Source organism: Corynebacterium pseudokroppenstedtii, assembly GCF_019754945.1.
Classification (GTDB): domain Bacteria; phylum Actinomycetota; class Actinomycetes; order Mycobacteriales; family Mycobacteriaceae; genus Corynebacterium; species Corynebacterium pseudokroppenstedtii.
Genome location: NZ_JAEUWU010000001.1, coordinates 183,163 through 207,753 on the forward strand (window position 1 = coordinate 183,163; position 24,591 = coordinate 207,753).

23 protein-coding genes are annotated in these 24,591 nt (G+C 57.6%); 20 read left to right on the top strand and 3 right to left on the bottom strand.

Annotated features, from left to right (window positions below; translation table 11 throughout):
• The first annotated feature begins 138 nt into the window (after positions 1–138).
• The 10 genes from atpB to nucS all read left to right on the top strand — a co-directional run bounded on the left by atpB (position 139) and on the right by nucS (position 8,834).
• Positions 139–993, top strand: coding sequence for a F0F1 ATP synthase subunit A (gene atpB, locus JMN36_RS00785; protein WP_012731912.1), 855 nt, complete (start codon positions 139–141; stop codon positions 991–993).
• A gap of 78 nt (positions 994–1,071) precedes the next feature.
• Positions 1,072–1,308 (top strand): ATP synthase F0 subunit C, encoded by a 237-nt coding sequence (locus JMN36_RS00790; protein ID WP_221923660.1) that lies wholly within the window; start codon positions 1,072–1,074, stop codon positions 1,306–1,308.
• A 52-nt stretch (positions 1,309–1,360) separates the two neighbouring features.
• Positions 1,361–1,918, top strand: a complete 558-nt coding sequence (locus JMN36_RS00795) for a F0F1 ATP synthase subunit B (RefSeq protein WP_046202528.1) — start codon at positions 1,361–1,363, stop codon at positions 1,916–1,918.
• A 5-nt stretch (positions 1,919–1,923) separates the two neighbouring features.
• Positions 1,924–2,739 (top strand): F0F1 ATP synthase subunit delta, encoded by an 816-nt coding sequence (locus JMN36_RS00800; protein ID WP_221923661.1) that lies wholly within the window; start codon positions 1,924–1,926, stop codon positions 2,737–2,739.
• Positions 2,740–2,835: 96 nt separating this feature from the next.
• Entirely contained in the window at positions 2,836–4,479 is a 1,644-nt protein-coding gene (atpA, locus tag JMN36_RS00805) for a F0F1 ATP synthase subunit alpha (protein WP_221923810.1), read from the top strand.
• A gap of 47 nt (positions 4,480–4,526) precedes the next feature.
• Positions 4,527–5,510: a F0F1 ATP synthase subunit gamma gene (locus JMN36_RS00810; RefSeq protein WP_221923662.1), complete on the top strand. Its 984-nt coding sequence runs from the start codon at positions 4,527–4,529 to the stop codon at positions 5,508–5,510.
• Positions 5,511–5,513: 3 nt separating this feature from the next.
• The gene (gene atpD / locus JMN36_RS00815) at positions 5,514–6,950 is read left to right on the top strand and encodes a F0F1 ATP synthase subunit beta (RefSeq protein ID WP_012731906.1); all 1,437 of its coding nucleotides are present in this window, start codon (positions 5,514–5,516) and stop codon (positions 6,948–6,950) included.
• A gap of 12 nt (positions 6,951–6,962) precedes the next feature.
• Positions 6,963–7,340, top strand: a complete 378-nt coding sequence (locus tag JMN36_RS00820) for a F0F1 ATP synthase subunit epsilon (protein WP_012731905.1) — start codon at positions 6,963–6,965, stop codon at positions 7,338–7,340.
• Between the two features lie 169 nt (positions 7,341–7,509).
• Positions 7,510–7,953, top strand: a complete 444-nt coding sequence (locus tag JMN36_RS11055) for a DUF2550 family protein (protein WP_221923663.1) — start codon at positions 7,510–7,512, stop codon at positions 7,951–7,953.
• Between the two features lie 119 nt (positions 7,954–8,072).
• Positions 8,073–8,834 carry an endonuclease NucS gene (nucS, locus tag JMN36_RS00830; protein ID WP_221923664.1) on the top strand — a complete coding sequence of 254 codons (762 nt, stop codon included), beginning with the start codon at positions 8,073–8,075 and terminating at the stop codon, positions 8,832–8,834.
• A 124-nt stretch (positions 8,835–8,958) separates the two neighbouring features.
• Here the strand turns inward: nucS and mce are convergent, their stop codons facing one another.
• Positions 8,959–9,417: a methylmalonyl-CoA epimerase gene (mce, locus tag JMN36_RS00835; protein WP_204087185.1), complete on the bottom strand. Its 459-nt coding sequence runs from the start codon at positions 9,415–9,417 to the stop codon at positions 8,959–8,961.
• A 105-nt stretch (positions 9,418–9,522) separates the two neighbouring features.
• Here mce and JMN36_RS00840 point away from each other — a divergent pair, with 105 nt between their 5' ends.
• Both JMN36_RS00840 and JMN36_RS00845 read left to right on the top strand, forming a co-directional pair.
• Positions 9,523–9,837 carry a thiamine-binding protein gene (locus tag JMN36_RS00840; protein WP_221923665.1) on the top strand — a complete coding sequence of 105 codons (315 nt, stop codon included), beginning with the start codon at positions 9,523–9,525 and terminating at the stop codon, positions 9,835–9,837.
• 115 nt (positions 9,838–9,952) lie between these two features.
• The gene (locus tag JMN36_RS00845; protein WP_221923666.1) at positions 9,953–10,957 is read left to right on the top strand and encodes a tetratricopeptide repeat protein; all 1,005 of its coding nucleotides are present in this window, start codon (positions 9,953–9,955) and stop codon (positions 10,955–10,957) included.
• Positions 10,958–11,007: 50 nt separating this feature from the next.
• Here the strand turns inward: JMN36_RS00845 and glgB are convergent, their stop codons facing one another.
• Positions 11,008–13,182: a 1,4-alpha-glucan branching protein GlgB gene (gene glgB / locus JMN36_RS00850; RefSeq protein ID WP_221923667.1), complete on the bottom strand. Its 2,175-nt coding sequence runs from the start codon at positions 13,180–13,182 to the stop codon at positions 11,008–11,010.
• A gap of 54 nt (positions 13,183–13,236) precedes the next feature.
• The gene (locus JMN36_RS00855; protein WP_221923668.1) at positions 13,237–15,285 is read right to left on the bottom strand and encodes an alpha-1,4-glucan--maltose-1-phosphate maltosyltransferase; all 2,049 of its coding nucleotides are present in this window, start codon (positions 15,283–15,285) and stop codon (positions 13,237–13,239) included.
• Between the two features lie 277 nt (positions 15,286–15,562).
• Between JMN36_RS00855 and JMN36_RS00860 the strand changes: the two genes are divergently transcribed.
• The 8 genes from JMN36_RS00860 (at position 15,563) to JMN36_RS00895 (ending at position 24,579) form a co-directional block, all read left to right on the top strand.
• Positions 15,563–16,375, top strand: a complete 813-nt coding sequence (locus JMN36_RS00860; RefSeq protein ID WP_046202743.1) for an ABC transporter ATP-binding protein — start codon at positions 15,563–15,565, stop codon at positions 16,373–16,375.
• Positions 16,376–16,501: 126 nt separating this feature from the next.
• A complete protein-coding gene (locus JMN36_RS00865; RefSeq protein ID WP_204087180.1) occupies positions 16,502–17,326 on the top strand; it encodes an NUDIX hydrolase in 825 nt (274 codons plus the stop codon).
• 2 nt (positions 17,327–17,328) lie between these two features.
• Positions 17,329–18,885, top strand: a complete 1,557-nt coding sequence (locus JMN36_RS00870; protein WP_221923669.1) for a TRM11 family methyltransferase — start codon at positions 17,329–17,331, stop codon at positions 18,883–18,885.
• A gap of 260 nt (positions 18,886–19,145) precedes the next feature.
• Positions 19,146–19,934, top strand: coding sequence for an electron transfer flavoprotein subunit beta/FixA family protein (locus tag JMN36_RS00875; RefSeq protein ID WP_221923670.1), 789 nt, complete (start codon positions 19,146–19,148; stop codon positions 19,932–19,934).
• Between the two features lie 90 nt (positions 19,935–20,024).
• Entirely contained in the window at positions 20,025–20,975 is a 951-nt protein-coding gene (locus JMN36_RS00880; RefSeq protein WP_221923671.1) for an electron transfer flavoprotein subunit alpha/FixB family protein, read from the top strand.
• Positions 20,976–21,044: 69 nt separating this feature from the next.
• On the top strand, positions 21,045–22,202 hold the full coding sequence (locus JMN36_RS00885) for a cysteine desulfurase family protein (protein ID WP_221923811.1): 1,158 nt from the start codon (positions 21,045–21,047) through the stop codon (positions 22,200–22,202).
• 72 nt (positions 22,203–22,274) lie between these two features.
• Positions 22,275–23,393: a tRNA 2-thiouridine(34) synthase MnmA gene (gene mnmA / locus JMN36_RS00890; protein WP_221923672.1), complete on the top strand. Its 1,119-nt coding sequence runs from the start codon at positions 22,275–22,277 to the stop codon at positions 23,391–23,393.
• Positions 23,394–23,403: 10 nt separating this feature from the next.
• Positions 23,404–24,579 (top strand): hypothetical protein, encoded by a 1,176-nt coding sequence (locus JMN36_RS00895; protein ID WP_221923673.1) that lies wholly within the window; start codon positions 23,404–23,406, stop codon positions 24,577–24,579.
• The last annotated feature ends 12 nt before the right edge of the window (positions 24,580–24,591 follow it).

Consider the following 24,591-nt stretch of genomic DNA (forward strand, 5'->3'; position numbering starts at 1 on the left):
AATAACCCCCGGGCCCCCGCGATGATGTGCGACGGAATCCGCGGTGGGCTATGCACATAGACCTCCATCGCACCGTTTTCTGTTTGGCAGAAAGCGGCCCGAACACGGGAGAGAACGCTGAGCGTTACAACCTTGTCCATGAAGGGGCATTTCCACGCCCCAGATCTGGACCACGACTTTTTCCCGGGGTTCGTTTGCGGGACCGGCAGTGACGGTGAGCCACGCTGTCCCGACGGTGCGTCGAATGGTGATCACATCAACCTTTGGTTCGGTAATTTTGCCGACGGTTGGTTCGCCATCGACCGCATCATGTTCGTCCGACTCCTCGTGATGGTGCTCATGGGGCTGTTCTTCTTCTTCGCTATGCGGAAGCCGAAGTTAGTTCCGCGTGGCGTGCAGAACGTCGCTGAGTACTTGTTGGATTTCGTCCGTATCCACATCAGTGAGGAGATTCTTGGTCGAAAAGAAGGACGTCGCTTCCTTCCGATTATTTCCACGATCTTCTTCCTTGTTCTGTTCATGAACGCACCTTCGGTGATCCCGTTCTTGAACGTTTCCCCCAATGCTCGTATTGGTATGCCACTGCTCTTGGCCGTGGTTGCCTACATCTGCATGATCTACGCAGGTGCCAAGCGGTATGGGTTCGGGAAGTACATGAAGAGCTCTCTGGTAATTCCGGGGTTGCCTTTCCTTCTCTATTTCTTGGTCGTACCGATTGAGTTCTTCTCGACCTTCATTTTGAGGCCTGTCACGCTGACCATTCGTCTTATGGCCAATATGCTGTCAGGTCACATCGTGCTGGTGCTCTTGTACTCGGCAACCAACTTCTTCTTCTGGCAGATGAACGGCTGGCTTGTTGCGTCCGGCTTTACCATCGCGGCAGCTTTTGCCTTCTCGCTGTTTGAGATTTTGGTGATTTTCCTGCAGGCGTACATTTTCGCCCTGCTGACTGCGGTGTACATTGAGCTTTCCCTGCATGCGGACGAACACTAACTGAACACCCCACTCGAAGTTTTTCACGAATACGTCGTTGGAAAACCAACGGCATTTTGAAAGGGAACGGAACACCCCATGAACGAGATCCTTCTCGCTGCAGACTCCACCCGCTATGACGGCTTCGGCGCTATCGGCTACGGCCTCGCTGCTATCGGCCCTGGTATCGGTATCGGTATTGTCGCCGGAAAGACGGTGGAAGGCATGGCACGTCAGCCGGAAATGGCTGGCCAGTTGCGTACCACAATGTTCCTGGGCATCGCCTTCACTGAGGCCCTTGCCCTTATCGGCTTGGTCGCCGGCTTCCTGTTCTAATCAGGTTGTTTTCACTACATCCTGATATTCGAAATAGCGAAAGCTGGAGACTATGACGAACTCACTTATTTTGGCTGAGGACACGCTGCCTCTCGAAAAGGGCAACTTGCCGCTTCTCCCTTTGCCATACGACCTCGTCTGGTCCATCGTCTGCTTCGTACTGATCCTATGGCTTTTCTGGAAGTTTGTTCTTCCGAAATTCCAAGAGGTTCTTTCTGAGCGTGAAGATCGCATTGAAGGCGGTATTCAACGTGCGGAGGCCGCGCAATCCGAGGCGAAGGCTGCGTTGCAAAAATACAATGACCAGCTCGCTGAGGCTCGTGCAGAGGCCGCTCGTATTCGCGACGAAGCTCGTGCTGACGGGCAAAAGATCGTTGCGGATATGAAGACCGAAGCAACGGAGGAAAGCAACCGCATTATCGCTCAAGGCGAAAAGCAACTTGCTGCTCAGCGTGATGCCGTCGTCGCTGACCTGCGTAAGGACATGGGTCAGAATTCGGTCGATCTGGCGGAGAAGCTCCTCGGCTCTCATCTATCCGACGATGCCAAGCGCGCCGAGACAGTGGATTCTTTCCTGTCTTCCTTGGATGACATTCCGGCAGGGAAGTGATCAGTATGCACGCAGCGAGCCGAGAATCGATGACCGAGTTGGCGGCTACCCTCGACAACACCGTTGCTCAGTCCAACGCCGCCGTCGACGGCGCCCAGATCGGACCCGAGCTCTTCGACGTCGTTGAGGTTTTGGACTCCAACCGTGACTTGCGTGTGGCGCTTATTGATCCCGCAGCGTCCTCCGAGAAACGTGCAGATCTTGCCGATCGCGTTTTCGGTGAGAAGCTCAATCAGGCTTCGCGCAGCGTGTTGCGTTCTGCAGTAGATAAAGACTGGTCGAATACGCGCGATTTCCGTAATGGGCTTGTTCAACTTGGCCGGCGGGCTCTGTTCCGCGCTGCCGAGGCAGACGACAAGCTCACGACCGTCGAATCTGAGTTGTTCCAGTTGGCGAGGGTTCTTGAAGACGCCCCGCAGCTGGAGATGCTTTTGGCAGACCGACAAGCTAGTGCGGACCGACGTCGCCAATTGTTGGCCTCAGTCTTGTACGGCAAAGTTACTTCAATTACAGAAACTCTTGCCTTGCAGGCGATTTCTCGTGCTAAACAACGTCCTGTCGAAGCATGTGAAACGCTATCGCGGGAGGCAGCGCAGCTGCGTGGGTACGAAGTTGCTCATGTTGTGACTGCCGGCGAATTGGGCGATACCCAACGATCCACCCTGGCTGACAAGCTCGGTCGAATTTATGGTCACAAGATGTCCATCCACGGAGAGGTCGATCCCAGCATCCTCGGTGGAATGGTCATCCGGGTCGGAGATGAGCGTATCGATGGCAGCACATCGGGCAAACTCGAGAAATTACGGCGAGCTTTTGCCTGACGCCCACGGCGGACGGAATGCCGGTCGTGACCGCGACCAGAAATACGACGTAATAAACAAGTAATGCTGGAAGAGACTACCGAGAGCAGGAAGAACATGGCGGAGCTGACGATCTCCTCCGACGAGATCCGTAGCGCGATTGCGAACTACACCTCGAGCTACTCCGCGGAGGCCTCCCGTGAGGAGGTCGGCGTGGTCATTAGTGCGGCTGACGGTATCGCCCAGGTTTCGGGTATGCCATCAGTCATGGCTAATGAGTTGCTCGAGTTCCCAGGTGGCGTCATCGGCGTCGCTCAAAACCTTGACACCGATAAAGTCGGTGTCGTGGTCTTGGGAAGCTACGAGACCTTGCGGGAAGGCGACGAAGTAAAAAGGACCGGAGAGGTCCTATCCATTCCGGTTGGGGACAAATTCCTCGGCCGCGTTATTAATCCCCTGGGCCAGCCAATCGACGGCCTAGGATCCATCGAGGCAGAAGAAGATCGCGTCCTGGAACTGCAGGCGCCCTCAGTGTTGATGCGTCAACCAGTCGAGGAACCACTCCAGACCGGTATTAAAGCTATCGACGCGATGACCCCGATCGGGCGAGGCCAGCGACAGCTCATCATTGGTGACCGTAAAACAGGTAAGACGGCTGTTTGCCTCGATACCATCATTAACCAGAAAGCCAACTGGGAATCCGGGGACCCGGAAAAGCAGGTTCGCTGCATTTATGTCGCCATCGGTCAGAAGGGCTCCACAATCGCTGGTGTCCGTAAGACCCTAGAGGACAACGGCGCCCTGGATTACACCACCATTGTCGCTGCTCCCGCATCAGATTCAGCTGGTTTTAAGTGGCTCGCACCCTTCGCTGGTGCCGCACTGGGACAGCACTGGATGTACAAGGGCAAGCACGTGCTGGTCATCTACGATGACCTCACCAAGCAGGCTGAAGCCTACCGTGCCATCTCCTTGCTGCTTCGCCGTCCGCCGGGACGTGAAGCGTACCCAGGTGACGTTTTCTACCTCCACTCCCGCTTGTTGGAGCGTGCAGCTAAGCTCTCCGACGACTTGGGTGGCGGCTCTATGACGGCCCTGCCGATCATCGAGACTAAAGCGAACGACGTGTCCGCCTTCATTCCGACCAACGTAATTTCTATTACCGACGGTCAGGTCTTCTTGGAGTCAGATCTCTTCAACCAGGGTGTTCGCCCCGCTATTAACGTCGGTGTGTCGGTCTCCCGTGTCGGTGGTGCCGCCCAGACGAAGGGTATGAAGAAGGTATCGGGTTCGCTGCGTATTGACCTCGCCGCATACCGCGACTTGGAAGCATTCGCTGCTTTCGCGTCGGACCTCGACGATTCCTCCAAGGCACAGCTGGAGCGCGGATCTCGCCTTGTTGAGCTGCTGAAGCAGCCGGAGAACCACCCGCAAGCTGTGGAAGACCAGATGGTGTCGATCTACCTTGCTGGTAACGGCGACTTTGACTCCGTTCCCGTCGAAGATATTCGTCGGTTCGAATCTGAACTCCTTGAGCACCTCCATTCGAAGCATGCTGGTGTCTTCGAGCAGGTTGAGGGTGGGTCCCCACTTAATGACGAATCCAAGGCAGAGCTTTCCTCCGCTGTGGATGAGTTCAAGCAGAACTTCCAGGCCTCCGACGGCAAACCTGTTATCAACGAGCCCGATGTAGACCCAATGGAGCAATCCGAATTGGGTAAAGAACAAATCACTGTGTCGCGTAAGTCCTCGGGTAAGTAAGGGCGGTGCGCGCAATGGATAAGAACGAAGGGAGGCGATGAGTGTAAATGGCTACGTTACGTGAACTACGAGACCGGATTAAGTCCGTCAACTCGACCAAGAAGATCACGAAGGCCCAGGAGCTGATCGCCACTTCGAAGATCACGAAAGCGCAGGCCAGGGTAGCTGCCTCGCAACCGTACGCGGAGGAAATCACCAAGGTCGTCCATCGCTTGTCATCGGCAAGTTCACTGGACCACCCCATGCTCCGCGAACGCGAAGGCGGAAACCGTGCCGCTATCTTGGTAGTCTCCAGCGACCGAGGAATGTGTGGCGGGTACAACCACAACGTTTTCAAGAAAGTTGCTGAACTACGCGCTTTGTTGGAAAAGCAGGGCTATGAGGTTGTCCTCTACGTCTTCGGCAACAAGGGTCTGACCTACTACCGCTTCCGCGGTGAGGACCTCGAAGGCGCATGGACCGGATACTCCCAGGACCCCGAGTACGAAGGCACGCACCAGATGCGTCGGCACCTTATCGATGCATTCGTTGCTAGCTCATCGGGCAAAGCAGAGTGGCGCCCCGGGCTCACCGCGCCTGAGGGCGAGAGCGTGCAAGGCTTCGACCAGCTCCACGTCGTCTACACGAAGTTCGAGTCGATGTTGTCTCAGAAGGCCGTCGCACGGCAGATGCTTCCGATGGAAGCGGTCATCGACTATGAGGAAGTAGAGACTGGCGAAGACATGCTGTCTGACCCAGACGATTCCGAAATTAGTGCCAACTATGAATTCGAGCCCGACGCGACCACGTTGTTGTCAGAGCTCCTCCCGCACTACGTGTCTCGTGCTTTGTATGCCTTGCTGCTGGAGTCAGCTGCGTCAGAATCCGCAGCACGCCGTACAGCTATGAGTTCGGCGACGGATAACGCAACTGAGCTTGCCACCACGTTGTCTCGTACAGCTAACCAAGCTCGTCAGGCACAAATTACCCAGGAAATTACAGAGATCGTCGGTGGCGCGGGAGCGCTCGACGACAGCGGAGAAAGTGACTAACCAATGACTACAGCTCTTAGTGAGCAGCAGACGGGCCTCAGCGGCCGTGTCGCACGCGTCATCGGCCCGGTTGTCGACGTGGAATTCCCTCGCGGAGAACTACCGGCGCTATTCAACGCGCTGACCGTCGACGTTGATTTAGAGGCCGTCGCTAAGACAATTACCCTCGAGGTTGCCCAGCACCTCGGTGACAACATCGTCCGTGCCGTATCGATGGCACCGACCGATGGTTTGATCCGCGGTGCGGAAGTGAAAGACACCGGCAAACCGATTTCCGTTCCCGTCGGGGACACCGTCAAGGGACACGTGTTCAACGCCCTCGGTGACTGCCTTGACGAGCCAGGGCTCGGCCGTGACGGCGAGCAATGGTCCATCCACCGTAAGCCACCGGCTTTCGACCAACTCGAAGGTAAGACCGAAATCCTCGAGACCGGTATTAAGGTCATCGACCTTCTCACCCCGTATGTGAAGGGTGGAAAGATTGGCCTGTTCGGTGGTGCTGGTGTGGGCAAGACCGTGCTCATCCAGGAAATGATCACCCGTATTGCCCGCGAGTTCTCCGGTACGTCAGTATTCGCCGGCGTCGGTGAGCGTACCCGTGAGGGCACCGACCTCTTCCTCGAAATGGAAGAGATGGGCGTGCTCCAAGATACGGCCCTCGTGTTCGGCCAGATGGACGAGCCGCCGGGAGTTCGTATGCGTGTGGCTCTCTCCGGGCTGACGATGGCGGAGTACTTCCGTGATGTTCAGCACCAGGACGTGCTGCTCTTCATCGACAACATCTTCCGTTTCAGCCAGGCAGGTTCCGAGGTTTCCACGCTGCTGGGCCGCATGCCTTCTGCTGTGGGTTACCAGCCAACATTGGCTGACGAGATGGGTGAGCTCCAGGAGCGCATTACGTCGACCAAGGGCCGTTCGATTACCTCTCTGCAGGCTGTCTACGTCCCCGCCGACGACTACACCGACCCGGCTCCTGCGACCGTGTTCGCCCACTTGGATGCGACCACAGAGCTCGACCGTTCCATCGCATCGAAGGGTATTTACCCCGCTGTGAACCCGCTGACCTCTACGTCTCGTATCCTCGAGCCTGGAATCGTCGGCGAGGAGCACTACCAAGTTGCACAGCGAGTCATCAATATCCTTCAGAAGAACAAGGAACTGCAGGATATTATCGCCATTCTTGGTATGGACGAGTTGTCTGAAGAAGACAAGATCACCGTCCAGCGTGCACGTCGTATCGAGCGCTTCCTCGGCCAGAACTTCTTCGTTGCTGAAAAGTTCACCGGCCTGCCAGGCTCCTACGTTCCGCTGAAGGACACCATCGACGCCTTCCGCCGTATTTGCGATGGCGAATATGACGCATACCCCGAGCGCTGCTTCAACGGCCTCGGTGGTCTCGACGACGTCGAAGCCGAATACAAGAAGCTGCAAGAGAAGTAAGGTAGGGACACCATGGCTGAAATTGCCACTGAGTTAGTCTCCGTTGAGCGAGCGCTATGGTCCGGTGCTGCGACGTCTGTCACCGCACAGACCACAGAAGGTGAAATCGGCATACTTCCCGGACACGAACCCATCCTTGGGCAGCTTGTAGAAAACGGTGTGGTCATAATCCGTACCACCGACGGCGAAAAGAAAGTCGCTGCAGTACAGGGCGGGTTCCTGTCCGTCGGCAAGCACAAGGTATCTATTCTGGCGGACCACGCCACGTGGTCGTCAGAAGTGGATGTTTCCAGCGCAGAGCAGAGCTACAAAGGCTCCGACACGGATTCACATGACCGTGCTCAAGCTCAATCCGAGCTCCGAGCCGTCCAGCGTGCGAAAGAAAAGTAGGTCGACTGTATAGCTCTCACCTACGCCCCCGTAGTTTCTAAGGCCATTTCTTAGGAACACGGGGTTTCGTCGTTTATACTCAGCTCAAGGAACGACGTGCATGACGAGCCGTCGCCGGACGTAATGGGAGAGGTGGCCCATGGTTCTCTTCACCGTGACAATGGCGTGTATGGCCATCCTCGTATGGGGAATGGGAGTCGCCATATGGCGATTTTCGTGGATCCGGCCCCGGGGCATACCAGTCTGTACCGCCGTTTACCGTGACGGCCGACGATATCGCTGGCATCACGGGGTCATCATTTTGGGGGAAGACGCCGCAAAGCTTTACTTGCTACGGTCTCTTAAACCGGGGGCAGACTTATCGTGTGAAAGGCACAACATAGAAATTGTTGGCCGACGAGACGTCAAAACGGGGGTTTTACGGCTACTAGCTGATCCACGGATAGTCGAACTTCAAGCGGGGGGTGTACGAGTGGATGTAGCCGGGGGACACGCCATGGATATGGCATTGGTGGCGTGGTTGGAATCCGCCCCGAGCACCAGGATTCAGCGGCTCAGTAAACACCCGCGGCGAGTTAAAGAGCGGGGACACAGATTCCATCGCCACAGTTAACGACGTTGGCTATTGAGCGAAGGTGTGTTAACGCAGTACGTGGCGAAAGGCCGCAGCGCCTTGTCCGAGGCTGTGACGTAATAGGTTCTGAGAGAACGCGATTTGGTACTCTCTCGCTCATGCGCCTTGTCATCGCTACGTGTTCCGTCGATTATGTTGGTCGTTTAACCGCCCACTTGCCTAAAGCAACTCGTCTACTCATGGTCAAAGCTGACGGATCAGTGTCAGTCCACGCCGATGACCGGGCCTATAAACCGCTCAATTGGATGACTCCGCCGTGTACGCTCACGGTCCACCCGATTACTATCGACGATTCCGACGGCGACTTTACCGACGGTAGCTCCGTCGGCAATTCTGAAGAACAGGGGACCGACGGCTCGGCTCGAGCCGGACATGAGGAAGAGCTTTGGGTCGTTGAGAATAAAAAAGGGGAACAGCTCCGCATTACGGTGCATGACAAGATTTCTGACACCACGTATGACCTGGGGGAGGATCCAGGTCTCACGAAGGATGGTGTGGAAGCGCATCTTCAGGAGCTGTTAGCGCAACACCCGGAAGCGCTGGGGGAGGGCTTCACGCTCGTTCGGCGCGAATATCCGACACCTATTGGGCCCGTCGATATCTTGACCAGGGACGCTAGCGGGAAGACCGTGGCCGTTGAGGTAAAGCGGCGCGGTGGTATTGATGGCGTTGAGCAGCTCACGCGGTACGTCGAATTGCTGAACAGGGATGAAATTTTAGCCCCAGTGCAGGGGCTTTTCGCAGCCCAGGAGATCAAACCGCAGGCGCGGACGCTTGCGGAGGATCGTGGGTTTACGTGCGTGACCGTCGACTATGACGAGTTGCGCGGTACCCCATCGCAGGAGCTTCGTCTTTTTTAGCGTGCCAGGGTCCGACCGCCCGCTCGTCCAGTGAAAACGAGGCCCCAATAAAGGGCGCGCCGTCACCGTCGGGCCGCAATAAAAATGGGGCCCACCAACGTGGACCCCAGAGCGACAGGAAAACTTACTTTCCTGGCTGAGTCAGTTCGAGAAGGACTCCGCCTGCGTCTTTCGGATGGACGAAGTTAATGCGAGCACCGGCGGTTCCGTTCTTCGGCTCGTCATAAAGAAGCCGGGTACCTTGCTTACGCAGGTGGTCACAGAGGGCGTCGATATCGGTCGTGCGCAGACACATCTGTTGCAAACCCGGGCCCTTCTTGTCGAGGAACTTAGCGATCGTCGACTTTTCGTTTAGCGGGGCCAGAACCTGAATCATTCCCTGCAGCTCCGTGAGGGTCTTCGGGCCAACCATGGCCTCCTGAACACCCTGCTCTTCATTTGTTTCGACGTGGTGGCAGATCCACCCCATGTTCGTGCGGTACCACTCCAGCGTGGCATCCAAGTCAGCTGTGGCGATACCTACGTGATCCAGGCAGTTGACTAGTTCGTGCGGTACTTCGGTGCTGTACTCGTTGTTACTCATGCTTCTATGCTAAGCCCCCCGCGGCCAATATTGCTTCTTCGCAGGCGTATTCAGGGGTGTGATTTTGTACGACATTGTCCGTCAGGCTGGACTAGCATCGGGGCCATGATTGTTGCGTTTTCTGTTGCTCCGACTACTTCTACTGACGACGATGGTGGTGTCGCGGATGCGGTTGCTGAGGCAATCCGAGTTGTTCGGGAGTCGGGTCTACCGAACGAGACAAACGCCATGTTCACCTTGATCGAAGGCGAGTGGGACGAGGTTTTCGATGTCGTGAAGCGGGCAACGGAAGCTGTCAGCTCGGTGAGTCCACGGACGTCCCTCGTGGTGAAAGCCGATATTCGCCCGGGCTACGACCATCAGCTCACAGAGAAGGTGGACGCGGTGAACCGTCGTCTGGCGTCGTCATCCGAGAAGTGAACGGCGGACGGGTGGAACACGGTGCCACCTAGCACCGCCCGACAGCATCGCCAAGAATATAGTGACGACGAACAGATAAATTAGACATTCTTACTGAGAGGGGTACAAGACAGTAATGACATCTCCGGGAAAAGGCCCTGAGCGGTTTATAGCTGGTGCAGTTGATTTAGGAGAGGTTAAGGCACGGGCCGAAGCTCGGGCGGAGGCAGAAAAGCAACGCCAGAGGCAAGCGCGCGGGACCGGCAGTACACCGGGGTCGTCTGCCGGAAATAATGCACCTGGCGGTGCCGGCGTTCCTGGGGGCGGCTCGACGAGCGGCACAGCGCAGATAACCGTCGATGTTACCGAGGCCAACTTTGAAAATGACGTCCTCAAGCGGTCTTTGCAGGTCCCGGTCATTGTCGCTATTAGTTCGACGCGGTCGCCAGATTCTCAAGACATTGTCCAGAATCTTGATTCCATGGCGCGTCAGGCGAATTACAAGTGGATCTTTGCCAATGTCAGTGCAGATACAGTTCCCCAGATTGCCCAGGCCTTTGGCGTTCGCGCTATCCCGACAGTCATAGCATTGGCGAATGGCCGCCCGCTTGATGCTCGCGAAGGACAACAGCCGAAAGAACAATTACAGGGGTGGATCGACCAAATCCTGCAGGTAATCGGCGACCAATTGCCTGGTATTCCCGACGCTGAAAGAGCGGCGACCACTGAGGACGAACAACCCCCATCAGACCCACGGTTCGACGCCGCTGAAGAGGCCCTCAATAACGGGGACTTCGATGCTGCGCTTGCCGCCTACGACAAGATTATCGACGCCGAGCCACACAACACTGAGGCCAAGGCTGCGCGTGCGAATGTGTCCCTCCTCAAACGAGTGTCGGAGGCGCACGCATCCGACGACCCGACGCCAGAACCGGAGAAAACGTTCGCCCAGGCCGATCAGTACATGATCTCGTCCAAGGAAGAGGACGCGTTTCGCGTGCTTCTAGACCTCCTGCGGGTATCGGCAGGAGATCAAAAGACCCAGGTTAAAGACCGGTTGATCGAACTGTTCACGCTGTGTGACCCCGCCGACCCGCGCGTAGCCACAGCCAGGCGGGAAATGGCGAGCGCCTTGTTCTAAAAACCCCGGCCAGGTTGCCCGCCCGCCAGCCGGGCTACATCATCCCCGCGCTACCCGTCGAAGCGGAAGAACAGGGCACTCATGGCGGGCACAAAGATAGTCGCTGAGGCAGGGTAGCCGTCGTATTCACCACTATTCGCCGTGATCTGCCCCAGGTTTCCGCCGCCAGCGCCTTCATAATCGGATGAGTCGGTGTTGAGAATCTCCGTCCACCGACCAGCGTTGGTGAGGCCCAATTGGTACTGCGGATATGTGGTTCCCGAGAAATTGAATACGCACGCGACGCGTTGCCCGTTCGACCCGTACCGCATAAAACTCAGCACGCCACGTTGAGCGTCGCTGGCGTTGATCCACGAGAAACCGCTGGGTTCGTTGTCTTGTGTATAGAGCGCAGGGGTAGCAGAGTAGAGGCCATTAAGGTCCTTGACCAGGCGCGATACGGCTGCGTGGTATTCGCCTTCCCAGCCTTCTTGTTGCCCCCACGGCAGAGACTCGTCGTGATTCCACTCGGTGGTTTGCCCAAAGTCTTGCCCTTGGAACAAGAGTTGCTTGCCGGGGTGCGCCCACATGAATGCCAGATAGGTGCGCAGCCCTGCTGCCTTATTCCACGTATCGCCCGGCATCCGCGACCATAGCGTCCCCTTCCCGTAAACCACTTCATCATGGCTAATGGGGAGAATGAACTTTTCAGACCACGCGTACACCAGCGAAAACGTGATATCTCCATGGTGCCAGGGGCGATAAATGGGATCGTTGGAGATGTATTCCAGGGTGTCGTGCATCCACCCCATGTTCCACTTGAACGTAAATCCCAGGCCACCGTCGTACGTGGGGGCCGTCACCCCTGGCCACGAGGTGGATTCCTCCGCCACGGTCATCGTCCCGGGATAGGCCCTGGCGACGGTAGCGTTCATCTCCTGCAGGAATTGAACGGCATCGAGGTTCTCGCGGCCACCGTACTGGTTGGGGAGCCATTCGCCGTCTTTACGGCTGTAATCCAGGTACAAAATCGAGGCGACGGCGTCGACACGCAGTCCGTCGATGTGGAACTGATCCACCCAGTACAATGCGTTGGCCACGAGGAAGTTGCGCACTTCCGCTCGTCCGAAGTCGAAGACATAGGTGCCCCAGTCTTTTTGTTCCCCTCGTCGCCAATCGGGGTGCTCGTAGCAGGCGCGGCCATCGAAGCGGGCGAGTGCCCACTCATCCTTGGGGAAGTGCCCGGGGACCCAGTCCATGATGACACCGATTCCAGCTTCGTGGAAGGCATCGACAAGGGCGCGGAACTCGTCGGGAGTGCCGAAGCGCGAGGTGGGAGCGTAATACGAGGTGACTTGGTACCCCCACGACCCCGAGAACGGGTATTCGGTGACCGGCATGAATTCCACATGCGTGTACCCCATATCCGAAACATAGGACACCAATTCATCCGCGAGCTCCGTATAGGAAAGGCCCTTATGCCAGGACTCCAGGTGCACTTCGTAAATAGAGATAGGTGAGTCCTGGAGGTTCTTCCGCGTTTTCTCAGCCATCCACTCGTCATCGGACCACGAATAATCACTATCGGCCACGATCGACGCTGTAGCCGGTGGCACCTCAGCCCGCCGCGCCATGGGATCGGCTTTATCGATCCGATTCCCATCAGGCGTGGTCACGCAGAATTTGTAATACGCGCCGGCGGAGACATTGGGAACGAAAACTTCCCAAATTCCCGACGACCCCAGCGAGCGCATGGGGAACTGGTTTTTATTCCACGCGCAGAACGAACCCGTCACTGTCACGCCCTGAGCATTCGGCGCCCACACAGCAAACGACGTACCATCGACGGTTCCCATCTCAGTCTCGTAATGGCGGACATGAGCGCCCAGCACTTCCCATAAACGCTCGTGTCGTCCCTCGCCGATGAGGTGGAGATCCATTTCCCCAAGCGTGGGTAACCACGTGTACCCGTTGGCAATCGTTATGGTTTCGTCATCGGGATAGGTGACGTGTAGACGGTGATCGGTCACTCCACTGTGGATGGATGCGGTAAAGAAACCATCGCCGTCGTTAACCGCGTCGACAGCCTCGGATGGGGTCTCCACGGTGACTGACTCCGCGCCGGGCCGAAACGCCGTGATGGTCGTTGTTCCGTCGTCGTGGGGGTGTGCCCCGAGGACGGAGTGCGGGTTGTAATGGGTACCTGCAAGTATTCGTGCGCGGTCATTCGGGTCGATAGTTGGCATGGTCTCTCCTCAGAGGGTGGGCGGCGTGTACACGTACCGTCGCTTTAGCAGGTCTTAGCAGGTGTAGCGATACTCGTGGTGAGGAGCAAAGCCGCTGCGGTCGCGATAGTCAGTGGGGATCTCGGGCAATTTGACGATGTGGCACACGTTGAAGGTCGGATCGAGGCGTACATAATTGTCCTCACCCCACGTCCATTGTTGGTCAGTAATAAGGTCGTGAACCTCAATAGTCGAGGGCAGCCCCAGCGACTCCAGGTCAAGGTGGATTGTCGTCTCTTGAACGTTCTCAGAATCTAGATTGACGACGATGGCCAGGGCATTCCCAGTGAGCGGATCAACCTTGGTGTACGCCATGATGTTGTCGTTATCTGACGGCACGAGCCTGAGTGTCCGGAGCTGTTGAAGAGCAGGTTGCTCCCGGCGGATGGTGTTGAGCACTGTCACGAACGGTTCTAGTGATTCCCCGCGGAGGCGAGCGCCCTCAAAATCACGCGGCCTGAGCTGGTACTTTTCGCTATCAAGGTATTCTTCGCTGCCCTCTTTGACCGCGACGTGTTCGTAAATCTCGAAGCCGGAGTACATGCCCCACGATGGGCTCAGGGTGGTGGCGAGAGCTGCACGGATCGCGAACATCGCCTTTCCGCCGTGCTGAAGGCTTGCATGGAGAATGTCGGGTGTATTCACGAAGAGATTGGGCCGGCAGGCATCGGCCGCATCGCGAATTTCCTCAGCAAATGCTTCTAGTTCTTTTTTCGACGTCTGCCACGTGAAATAGGTGTACGACTGTGAGAAACCAGCTTTTGCCAGGCCATAGAGGATTGGCCGACGTGTAAACGCTTCGGCGAGGAACACGATGTCGGGGTACGTCTGGTGGATCGTGGAAATCAGGCGCGTCCAAAACGCGGTGGGCTTGGTGTGGGGGTTATCCACACGGAAGATATGAACTCCGCGCTTGATCCAGAACACCAAGACACGGTGAATCTCAGCGAATAATCCTTCGGGATCATTATCGAAATTCAAGGGGTAGATGTCTTGATACTTCTTCGGCGGATTTTCCGCATAGGCAATAGTGCCGTCGGGAAGAACGGTAAACCATTCGGGGTGCGGTGCAGCCCACGGGTGGTCGGGGGCACATTGCAACGCGAAATCGAGCGCTACCTCGAGATTGAGTTCACGGGCCCGGGCAACAAACGCGTCAAAATCGTCGAGCGTGCCGAGGTCGGGGTGGACAGCGTCATGGCCACCCTCAGATGACCCGATGGCCCAGGGGGAGCCGACGTCATCCAGTGTGGAGTCCAGGGTGTTGTTTTTCCCCTTGCGGTTGATATGGCCGATGGGGTGGATCGGCGGGAGATACACAACGTCAAAGTTCATTCGCGCGATCCGGTCGAGCGCCTGTGCGGCGGTCGCAAACGTCCCGTGCACCGGTTCGCCATTTTCCACCCCGCCCGTGGAGCGCGGGAAGAACTCATACCAGGATCCGACGAGCGCGCGCCGACGCTCCACGTACACCTCGTAGGTACGTCCCCGCGTCAAGAGTTCGCGGAGAGGTGTCCGTCGGAAAATGCTTGTTGTCTCTGCCGATAGTGCCGGGGCAATGCGCGCACGAATATCGCGGTCGGACCTCAACGACGCGGCCACGGACAACAGGTGGGGGCGATCGGTGACGGAGGCAACGTTGTTGGCGGTGTCCTCCATAATCCGCGCCCCAATTTCCAGGTCATTCGCGACCTCCTCGGCGCCTTGACCAGCTTCAACCTTGGCCTCGATGGCATGGCGCCACGTGCGGTAGGGGTCAGACCATGCGTCGATACGGAAAGTCCATGTCCCTGGGCAATCGGGCACGAATATGGCGTTGACCAGGTCAGGGTCACCGTGTGCCGGCACCATGGGGATGCGCTGAACGGCGGAGGGCCCCGGCGCGGAAGTAGGCCCCTTCACGATGGCTGTGGCAGAGACCGCGTCGTGCCCCTCGCGCCACACGACAGCGCTGAGGGGGATGACCTCTCCGACCACCGCCTTGGCGGGTACTTCGCCACTGGATACGCGGGGGCGGACGTCGTCAATGCCGAGTCGTCCAACGGTTCCGAGCCGTCCGGTCACAGGTATCTCCTTTTTGTCGTGCTCCGCACTCTTTCTCTCCAACAGAGTAGAGGACAACCCAGATATCGCGCAGCACAGAACCCCTTTTTGGGCTGATCACTTTCGGCGGCAGTCCGTCGAAAGTGACGACGCTTTGTGCAAAGTGACGGAACGTGTCGTGGGTTAGCCCTAAGATGGTGATGTGACTCGACACGACACTTCTTCCCACACGCACGGTTCCGATGATTCCCAGCCTCACGCGACGGTTCGCTCTCGTGAGGAGCTTGATGCACTTCCGATTGACCCCGACGCTCTTATTTCCCTTGACGACGTGAGCGTCGTTCGGAATGGTTCGACGCTGTTGCAGCCTATGAACTGGGTGGTGAAACCCGGGCAGCGTTGGGTCATTATCGGCCCGAATGGTGCTGGTAAGACGACGCTGATGAAGGTCGCGGGTGCGGAAACCTATCCGACGACGGGCCGCAGCGTGATCATGGGTGAGGTTTTGGGCAAGACCGATGTACGGGATGTGCGCACGATGATCGGTATGTCGTCCTCCGCATTGGCCCAGCGTATTCCGGGCCGCGAGCGTGTTCTCGACTTAGTGATTTCCGCCGGATACAACATTCTCGGTCGATGGCGTGAGCAGTACGACGACGTCGATAAGGAACAAGCAACGCTCATCCTTGAGGATCTCGGTGCCATGCATTTAGCCGACCGAACGTGGTCGACCCTGTCGGAAGGGGAGCGTAAACGGGTTTTAATCGCGCGCTCGTTAATGACTGATCCGGAACTACTTCTTCTCGACGAGCCAGGCGCTGGGCTTGACCTGGGCGGGCGTGAGGATCTTGTCGAGCGCCTGTCCACACTGGCGAATAACCCTGATGCTCCCGTGATCGTTATGGTTACTCACCACGTGGAAGAAATCCCTCAGGGCTTCACCCACGCAATGCTCCTTGACGAGGGCAAACAGGTTGTCGCCGGACCTATCGACGAGGTCCTCACTGGAGAGAATTTGACGAAGACGTTCCATCAGCCGATTACGTTGGATACCGTCGACGGCCGTTTCTTCGCTCACCGAGTGAAATCTTCGCGGCGTCATCGTCGATAATTCCGGTAGTGTTTGAGCTGATCTACGATGCTCACTGAGAACGATGCTCGCAGAAGATGCTCACGGACGAAACTGTGAGATAGCAGTGTGGTGTAACAGTTATCTGCTTGGCAGAAAGGGAGGGTCATGTTTCTGACACCGACAGGTGAGAGACGTGCCTCTACCGTTCTGTTGCTGCGGGACACGGTGTGGGGGATGGAGGTTTACGTTCAAGAACGCGCCTCCACTATGGTCCACTACCCGGAAATGACCGTTTTCCCTGGAGGCGGCGTTGACCAGCGTGATCTTCCCGGTGACGTCGACGGCGACGGTGTGGATTCACCGGAGCTTCGGTGGGTCGGTCACGATACATCCTGGTGGGCACGTCATTTGAAAGTTCCTCGAGACGATGCCCGCGCGCTGGTTTGTGCGGCTGTGCGAGAAACCTTTGAGGAATCGGGAACTCTTTTGGCCGGGCTTCACGACGGCAATGTTGTCGGCGATACCGACCCCTACATTCCGTTTCGCTCGCGCCTTGAAAGCCACGAGTTGGCGTTCTCTAATTTTTTGGACGACACAGGTCTATATCTCCGCGCTGACCTGCTGCGACCTTGGGCAAACTGGGTGAGTCCTCCCGGGGACACGGCACGTTATGACACTCATTTCTTTGTGGCCGCGCAGCCGGAAGGCCAGAATACTCACGATGATGCGATGGAGGCCGCGTCGAGCGGGTGGTTTAGGCCGTCAACCTTGCTTGATGGCTGGCGGTACCGCAAAATTCGTCTCCTCCCGCCGACGTGGGTGCAGTTGCGCATGCTGGACACATTCCGAACTGTTGATGAAGTGCTGGGGTACGCGTCGGATCTGACTGTTGAACCTGTGACCGGCGCGGTTCGGGACCGTCCCTTCATGGATGAATATTTCACTGTGGAACGCTCCTTTGACACGTACTACGCCCGCGGGTGGGCCTAACGGTGTTATCCCGAGACGACGTTGCGTGGATAACGAGTCATCCGGACGCGTGCGCCGAGGCGGAACCACTCGAGTTTTCGAAGGCCACCGAGTTTGCCGACGGGGCTCGGTTGCGTTCGAAATATGGGCAATATGGTCGCGCGTTGGCTGAATTAATGGTTGCTCGACGGTCGGCACGGGGCGCTCGACCGGTGGACGCCAAAGTATCCGAGGATGTTGTTGACGAATGGCTCGCCGACGCGGAGTCGGTTCAGCAAGCAACCGCCCTGTTCATTGCTCAGTACAGGGCGAGGCGGTTAGCGTTGGCGTCGTCGTTGCAGGCAGGCGGACTGGTGCACGATGTGACATGCTCCATTGGTAGTGAACTTGCTGCCCTGGCTGGTGAGGGCTTGACCGCTATCGGGTCTGATATCGATCCCGGCAGGGTAGCGATGGCCCAGCACAATATGTCCGTGCTTGAGAAGGCTGCGCGAGAGGAAGCAGGCTCGGGAGTAAGTGGTGGAGCCTCGGCGCGGTTTACTCGCCCGCTGATTGTCCGCGCTGATGCTTTGTGCCCAGTGTCGTTTCCGGCGGTTGTCATTGCCGATCCTGCCCGTCGTGCTCAAGGCCGACGAATCTCTCAGCCTCAGGATTTAATCCCGCCGCTCCCCGGGCTGATCGATATATGGCGTGGTCTGCGGGCTGGGGAGCAGGCGGTACCTCACGCCGATCGTTCGCCGGAGCTCGTCGTGAAGTGCGCCCCTGGGATCGATTACTCCAGTTGGGATGGGGAAGTAGAAATTATCTCCGTCGCCGGTGCGGTGAAAGAAGCATGTTTGTGGACGCCTGAAATCGCGGCGTCCACGTCGGGAATTCGTGCGGCGGTGACGGGCGACGACAACACGGATGATGATGATGACAGCGCGGTTCAGCAGCGACGCATCACGCGCCGGGCAACCCTGATCCATGCGGATGGATCCGTCGACATGTTTACTGATACGGATCCAGAAATCCCGCAATCGGCAGGCTCTTCGGTGCCTTCGTCGGATGTAGACGACGACACCGGAAGCCGAAAGAAGAGCCTGGCTGACCGGTACATCGTCGATCCGGATGGAGCGATTGTTCGGGCAGGATTGGTGCGTCAAGCTGCGTACCGGTGGGGGATGCGGCAGATCGACCCTCATATTGCCTTCGTAACTGGCGATACACCGCCAGCAGGTATTTTAGCGTGTGAAGTGCTGGATGCTGTGCCACTGTCCAAACTGACGTCGACGATGGCGAAGCGTGCTCCAGAACAGATCGAAATTCTCGTGCGTGGTGTGGCAGCGAATCCCGATCATGTTCGGGCAAAAATCATGTCTGCCGCTCGGAAGCACTCGGGGAAGCAGGCGCGTAATCAGCGCAACAACCACAGCAAAGAAGCCTCTGCTGGCCGACTGCCTCAAGGAGAGGCGACCGCGGATTCACCGTCGGACGAGGTGTCAGGCGGTAGCTACACGATCGTGATCACGCAGGTGGGGGATAGGCAGGGGAAGAATTCCTCGGTCGCGTTCATTTGTGGTCCGCGAGAGTTCCATTAATAAGGTCCATTGACGACAACGCCAGTAACCCGGTGAGACCGTGGGAAGCAGATCGGTCCGCGGGGATGGCTTGGGCCGGATGGCCCACACAAACGGGGGCATTGGTCACGGGTCTAGAGAGTTTGGACACACTTTTGTGTTCTAGGCCACAAAAGTGCGTTAAAGTGGTCTTCAAAACGAGCGAGATATTGATGTGAGGTACGCCGGCGACGGCTGCAGCCTCCGGTTTTTCGCCCCGACACCATGAGAAAGGTGAATGAATGTCGAACATTGTCGTGTTAGTTAAGCAAGTACCGGACACCTACTCCGAGCGGCAGCTCACCGAGGACGATTACACCGTTGACCGCGAGAGCACCGATCAGGTTCTCGACGAGATCAATGAAAACGCCGTGGAAGCAGCCCTTCAGCTCAAGGAAGCAGGAGGGGATTACACAGTCACCGCCCTGACCGTCGGCCCCGAAAGTGCCAAAGAAGCACTGCGGAAGGCACTGTCGCTCGGCTGCGACGAAGCTATCCACGTGTGCGATGATGCCCTCGCTGGCTCCGATGTCCTGGGAACTGCATGGACACTGTCGCAGGCCCTGAACCTGGTTGATGACATCGAACTCATTATCTGCGGCAACGAGTCCACCGACGGCAATATGGGAACCGTGCCCGGATTGATCTCGGAATACCGCCAGATCCCCGCGGTGACCGGTCTGCGCTCATTCTCCGTCGAAAATGGCACGGTCACCGGCGAAAGCGCTCGTGAAGAGGGCGTGTACAGCCTGGAAGCTCCTACACCGGCCATTATCTCCGTAACTGAGAAGGCCAACGAGCCCCGCTTCGCTGCGTTCAAGGGAATCATGGCAGCAAAGAAGAAGAAGATTCAGCAGGTCGACCTTGAGGATATTGGAGTCGACGCTGCCAACGTCGGATTGGAGAATGCTGCGACGTCCGTGACCGGATACGCACCCAAGCCGGAAAAGTCCGCTGGTGAAATCATTACCGACGAAGGCGATGGTGGAACGAAGTTCGTGGAATTCTTGGCCAACGAAAAGCTCATCTAAACGTGGTATCGAGACCATAACTCACCATCGTTGTTTGTTTACTAACAGGAATATTCGGTCAGTAATGGCCGGTAACGAAAGGACTTTCCCATGACTGATGTACTAGTTCTCGTTGAACATGCTGATGGAGCCTTGTCCAACAACACCAATGAACTGATTACCGCTGGTCGCGTATTCGGTTCCGTGGGCGCGGTTGTTGTCGGTGCTGAGGGCACAGCAGAATCGTTGAAGGATGACTTAGCCGCTGCAGGTGCGGAAACGATTTACGCAGCAGAAAACGATTATGCTGCTAACTACTTGGTCACGCCTTCTGTCGACGCACTGTCCGCCCTGGCAGCAGGTCTCGAAGTGCCCGTCATCATTTCCTCCTCCGCAACGGGCAAAGAAATCGGTGGCCGCGTCGGTGCCCGCGTTGCATCCGGTGTTCTCTGTGATGTGACAGAGATTAATGCTGACCACACCGCAGCCAGCTCTATCTTCGGTGGCGATTACACCGTCGAGCTCTCCGTCGGAGGATCTTCCCCGATCTTCCTTCTCCGTCCCGGTTCGGTCGATCCCGAGCCTCAGGCGGCCGCAGGAAATATTGAGCCCGTCGAGATGCCTGAGCCCGGCCCGGTTGCCGTGAAGGTCACGTCCTTCTCCCCGGCAGAGGCTGGCGACCGCCCCGAACTCACCGAAGCGAAGATCGTGGTTTCTGGTGGCCGTGGCGTCGGATCCGCCGACGGATTCGCCGACGTTATCGAGCCCCTTGCCGATGCTCTCGGTGCTGCGGTGGGTGCCTCCCGTGCCGCCGTCGACTCTGATTACTACCCAGGCAAGTTCCAGGTGGGACAAACGGGTAAGACAGTGTCGCCAGACCTGTATGTTGCGCTCGGAATTTCAGGTGCTATCCAGCACAAAGCAGGTATGCAAACATCCAAGACCATTGTTGCGGTCAACAAGGATGAGGAAGCTGCCATTTTTGAGATCGCGGACTTCGGTATCGTCGGCGACCTGTTCGACGTAGCTCCCCAGGCTACCGAGGCCATTAAAAGCCACTAGATGAATCACTAGGTGAAGGCTTGAACGAGCTGTATTACCCTTCGAAGGGTGACTACAGCTCGTTTTTTTATGGATCATGCCGCAACGAGTCCTCTCCGACAGGTTGCCAAAGACGCCATCATGGACTCGTGGGATCTGTTGAACCCCGGGGGCCAGTACGCGTCAGGGCGTGATGCACGCAAAGCTGTGGAAGAAGCCCGCGAGACTATCGCGCGTTTGCTCGGTGCCGAGCCGATCGAGGTCATTTTCACGGCATCCGGAACAGAGGCCGATAACCTCGCTGTGCAGGGACTTTATGCCGAACGTGCTCAAGAAAAGTCGTCGCCCCACCGTGTCATCGTCGGATCAGTGGAGCATCCCGCCGTTTTAGAACCGGCCAAAGCGCTGGGCACAGATCCTTCATCCCCGGGGCCCGAAGCAGATGTTATCGAGGTGCCCGTTGATTCCAGCGGCCATTACCGCACCGATTTTCTTGCCGACGTTCTTGCCGACGGACCAGCCACGATCATGGCCCTCCAGTGGGCGAACAATGAAACCGGCGCGCTGCAACCGGTCGACGAGATTGCATCTCTCGCCGCAGAGCACAACGTCCCGTGGCATGCTGATGCCGTGCAGGCCGTCGGCCACGTTCCCATGAACTTCCATTCGTCGGGTGCAACGACGATTGCGGCGTCGGCACACAAATTCGGTGGCCCCCGCTCAACGGGCCTGTTGTTGTGTGGTCGTGCGACGAATCTCCACAAGATTCTGCGTGGTGGCGGGCAGGAGAGGTCCGTTCGCCCAGGAACGCTGAATGTTGTCGGTGCGGTGGGAACCGCGGTGGCCTTGACCGAGGCCTGCCACGACATGGAGGCTGAACGCGCCCGGCTTTCCGGGCTTCGGGACCGCTTATTGTCGTTTATCAGCCGAGAAATTCCGGATTCGTTAATCCATACGGCAGAGCCAGCGCTGCCGGGGCATGTTCATGTGAGTTTTCCGGGCGCGGAAGGCGATAGCCTCATTATGTTGTTGGACCAAGCGGGGTTCGATGCGTCGACGGGGTCGGCATGTGCGGCTGGCGTGAATCGGGTGAGCCATGTAGTCATGGCGATTGGTGTGGAACCCGTCGCCGCCCGCGGAACGCTACGGTTTACCTTGGGTCGGACGACGTCCGAGAAGGATGTTGCCGCTCTGGAAGCGGTCCTCCCGAAGATCGTCGAACAGGCGCGTGCTGCCGGGATGGCGTAAGCAGGGTTGTCCTGGTGAGCACAACTACCTAAAGTGTGTGGCTTAGTTTCGTATTCAACAGATGGGATTGTCATGCGTGTAATGGCAGCAATGAGCGGCGGTGTTGATTCCTCCGTTGCCGCTGCGCGATTGGTCGCCGAGGGGCATGAGGTCATCGGCGTTCATTTAGCACTAGCCTCGACGCCGACGACGTTGCGCGTCGGTTCGCGCGGGTGCTGTTCGCTGGAAGACTCCGGCGATGCTCGTCGTGTTGCCGATGCGTTAGGAATCCCTTTCTACGTCTGGGACTTTTCCGATCGATTCCGCGAAGATGTCGTCGATCCTTTTATTAATTCGTATGAGATGGGGGAAACCCCCAACCCTTGCCTGCGGTGTAATGAGAAGATTAAATTCCAGGCGCTGCTTGATCGTGGTATCGCGCTGGGGTTTGATGCCGTGGCGACGGGCCATTATGCGCGGTTGAAGGACGGCGAACTCCGCCGGGCCATCGACGATAAGAAGGACCAGTCATATGTCCTCGGTGTGTTGAACGATGAGCAGCTGGCCCATTGTTTATTCCCGCTGGGAGACACCCGCAAGCCGGATATCCGCAAAGAGGCGGAGGCGGCGGGACTCGTGACGGCCTCGAAGCCCGATAGCCATGACATTTGCTTCATCCCGGATGGGAATACGAAGGCCTTCTTGGGCAACCACATCGGTGTCCGGTCGGGTGACTTGAAGGACCAGGATGGCAATGTGATCAGCCATCACGATGGCATTTACGGTTTCACTATCGGGCAGCGGAAGGGGCTCGGTCTACCTGGTCCGGCGCCAGATGGTAAGCCCAGGTATGTCACCGATATTGATGCTGACACGGGAACTGTCACCGTCGGCACCCGCGACGATCTTCGTGTCGGTCGGTTGTATGCTGATCGCCTTATTCGTCTCGATGAGCATGAAGGATCGACGCAGGAGTGCCAAGTCCAGGTCCGCGCCCATGGCGGTGTTGTCGACGCCACGGTAACTATTGACGACGGCGTCGCAACGATTGATCTCCATTCCCCTCTGACCGGTGTTGCGCGCGGCCAAGCTGCGGTGGTTTACCGCCCCGATCCTGATGGCGACATCGTGTTGGGCTCGGGGACGATTTGCGACACAGTGTCGGTCTCTAAGCTGCAGCCGACCACCGCGGGCGCGTCCACGAACAGCTAATATGCTGGCCATGAACCAGAATTCGGGTGGCGCGACGTGGGCGTCGGGGTGGGGAGCCCTGGAGACTCGTGATCCTCGTGAGGCGGCTCGCATCATTGCGGGGGAGGCTGCGCTGCCGTTCGTCCCGCAGTTGATTAACCGCGGTGTGGGCTCGTCATTGTCGGGATCGACATTGTCGTTGCTGTCCTCTTCCTATGTTCAGGGGCCACGATCGTGGCAAATGTCGGGCCCGACGGTGGCATCACGCCGCCGCAATGATGAGATCCATCGCGATATCGATGTGTATGAGGAAGCGTGGGAAGGGGGATCTGCGCTTTCTAGCCAGGAGATGAAGGTCCAGGTTATGGGCCCGTGGTCGCTGGCAGTCGCGACGGAATTATCGGATGGTCACCGTATTGTGTCGGATAGGTCGGCGGTTCGCGGTTTCCATGACGAGTGGAGTGGTGGTGTCGCCGAGTACCTCTCGGAGATTCACCGCCGTTTTGGCAAGCGCATTGTCCTGCATATTGAGGAACCCTATGTGGACACTCTCGTCCGGGGACGTATCGCTGGGACCACTGATTGGGACATTATTCCTCCCGTCCACAACGATGTTCTGAGTACTGAGTGGGACAGGACCATTGGGGACGTGTTCGACGAGCTAGGAGGGGGTATTACCGACGACGCCTCTCAGGGTGTTATTGCTGGTGTTGTGATGTCTTGTGGGGCATCACTACCGGACGACCTCCAGATACCAGCGTGGGCGCTGCCGCTGATCGGGTTGGGTGAACTGGAACGCGCTGCGGCGAATGGGTCGTCGACGCACCATATGCTCGACCGAATAGGTGAGCTTATCGACGCTGATGGTCGGCCGATGGTGATCGGCGTGGCGGGCAATAAAGGCGTCGCTGATGGCGATCCGGGGACCGCTCCCGGGGTTACAGCCGTCGGTGTTGGTGCTGACGCTGGTGACCGCGATCAATCTGCCGTGACAACCGCATACGCGAGTGAGGATCCCGCCCGTGATCGCGCGGTGCGCATTGCCCGCGTGTGGAAGGCGATGGGGATTAACCCGACCCTCATGGGGGAGCGGGTGAGCATTGTCGAAGGGCATGGCCGACGTGGGTGGGAGCAGTCCACTGCGGAATCGTTGCGATTAGCTGACGATGTGAGGGATATGCTCCGCCGCGATAGCGGAGACCTATAGTCCGGGCAAGAT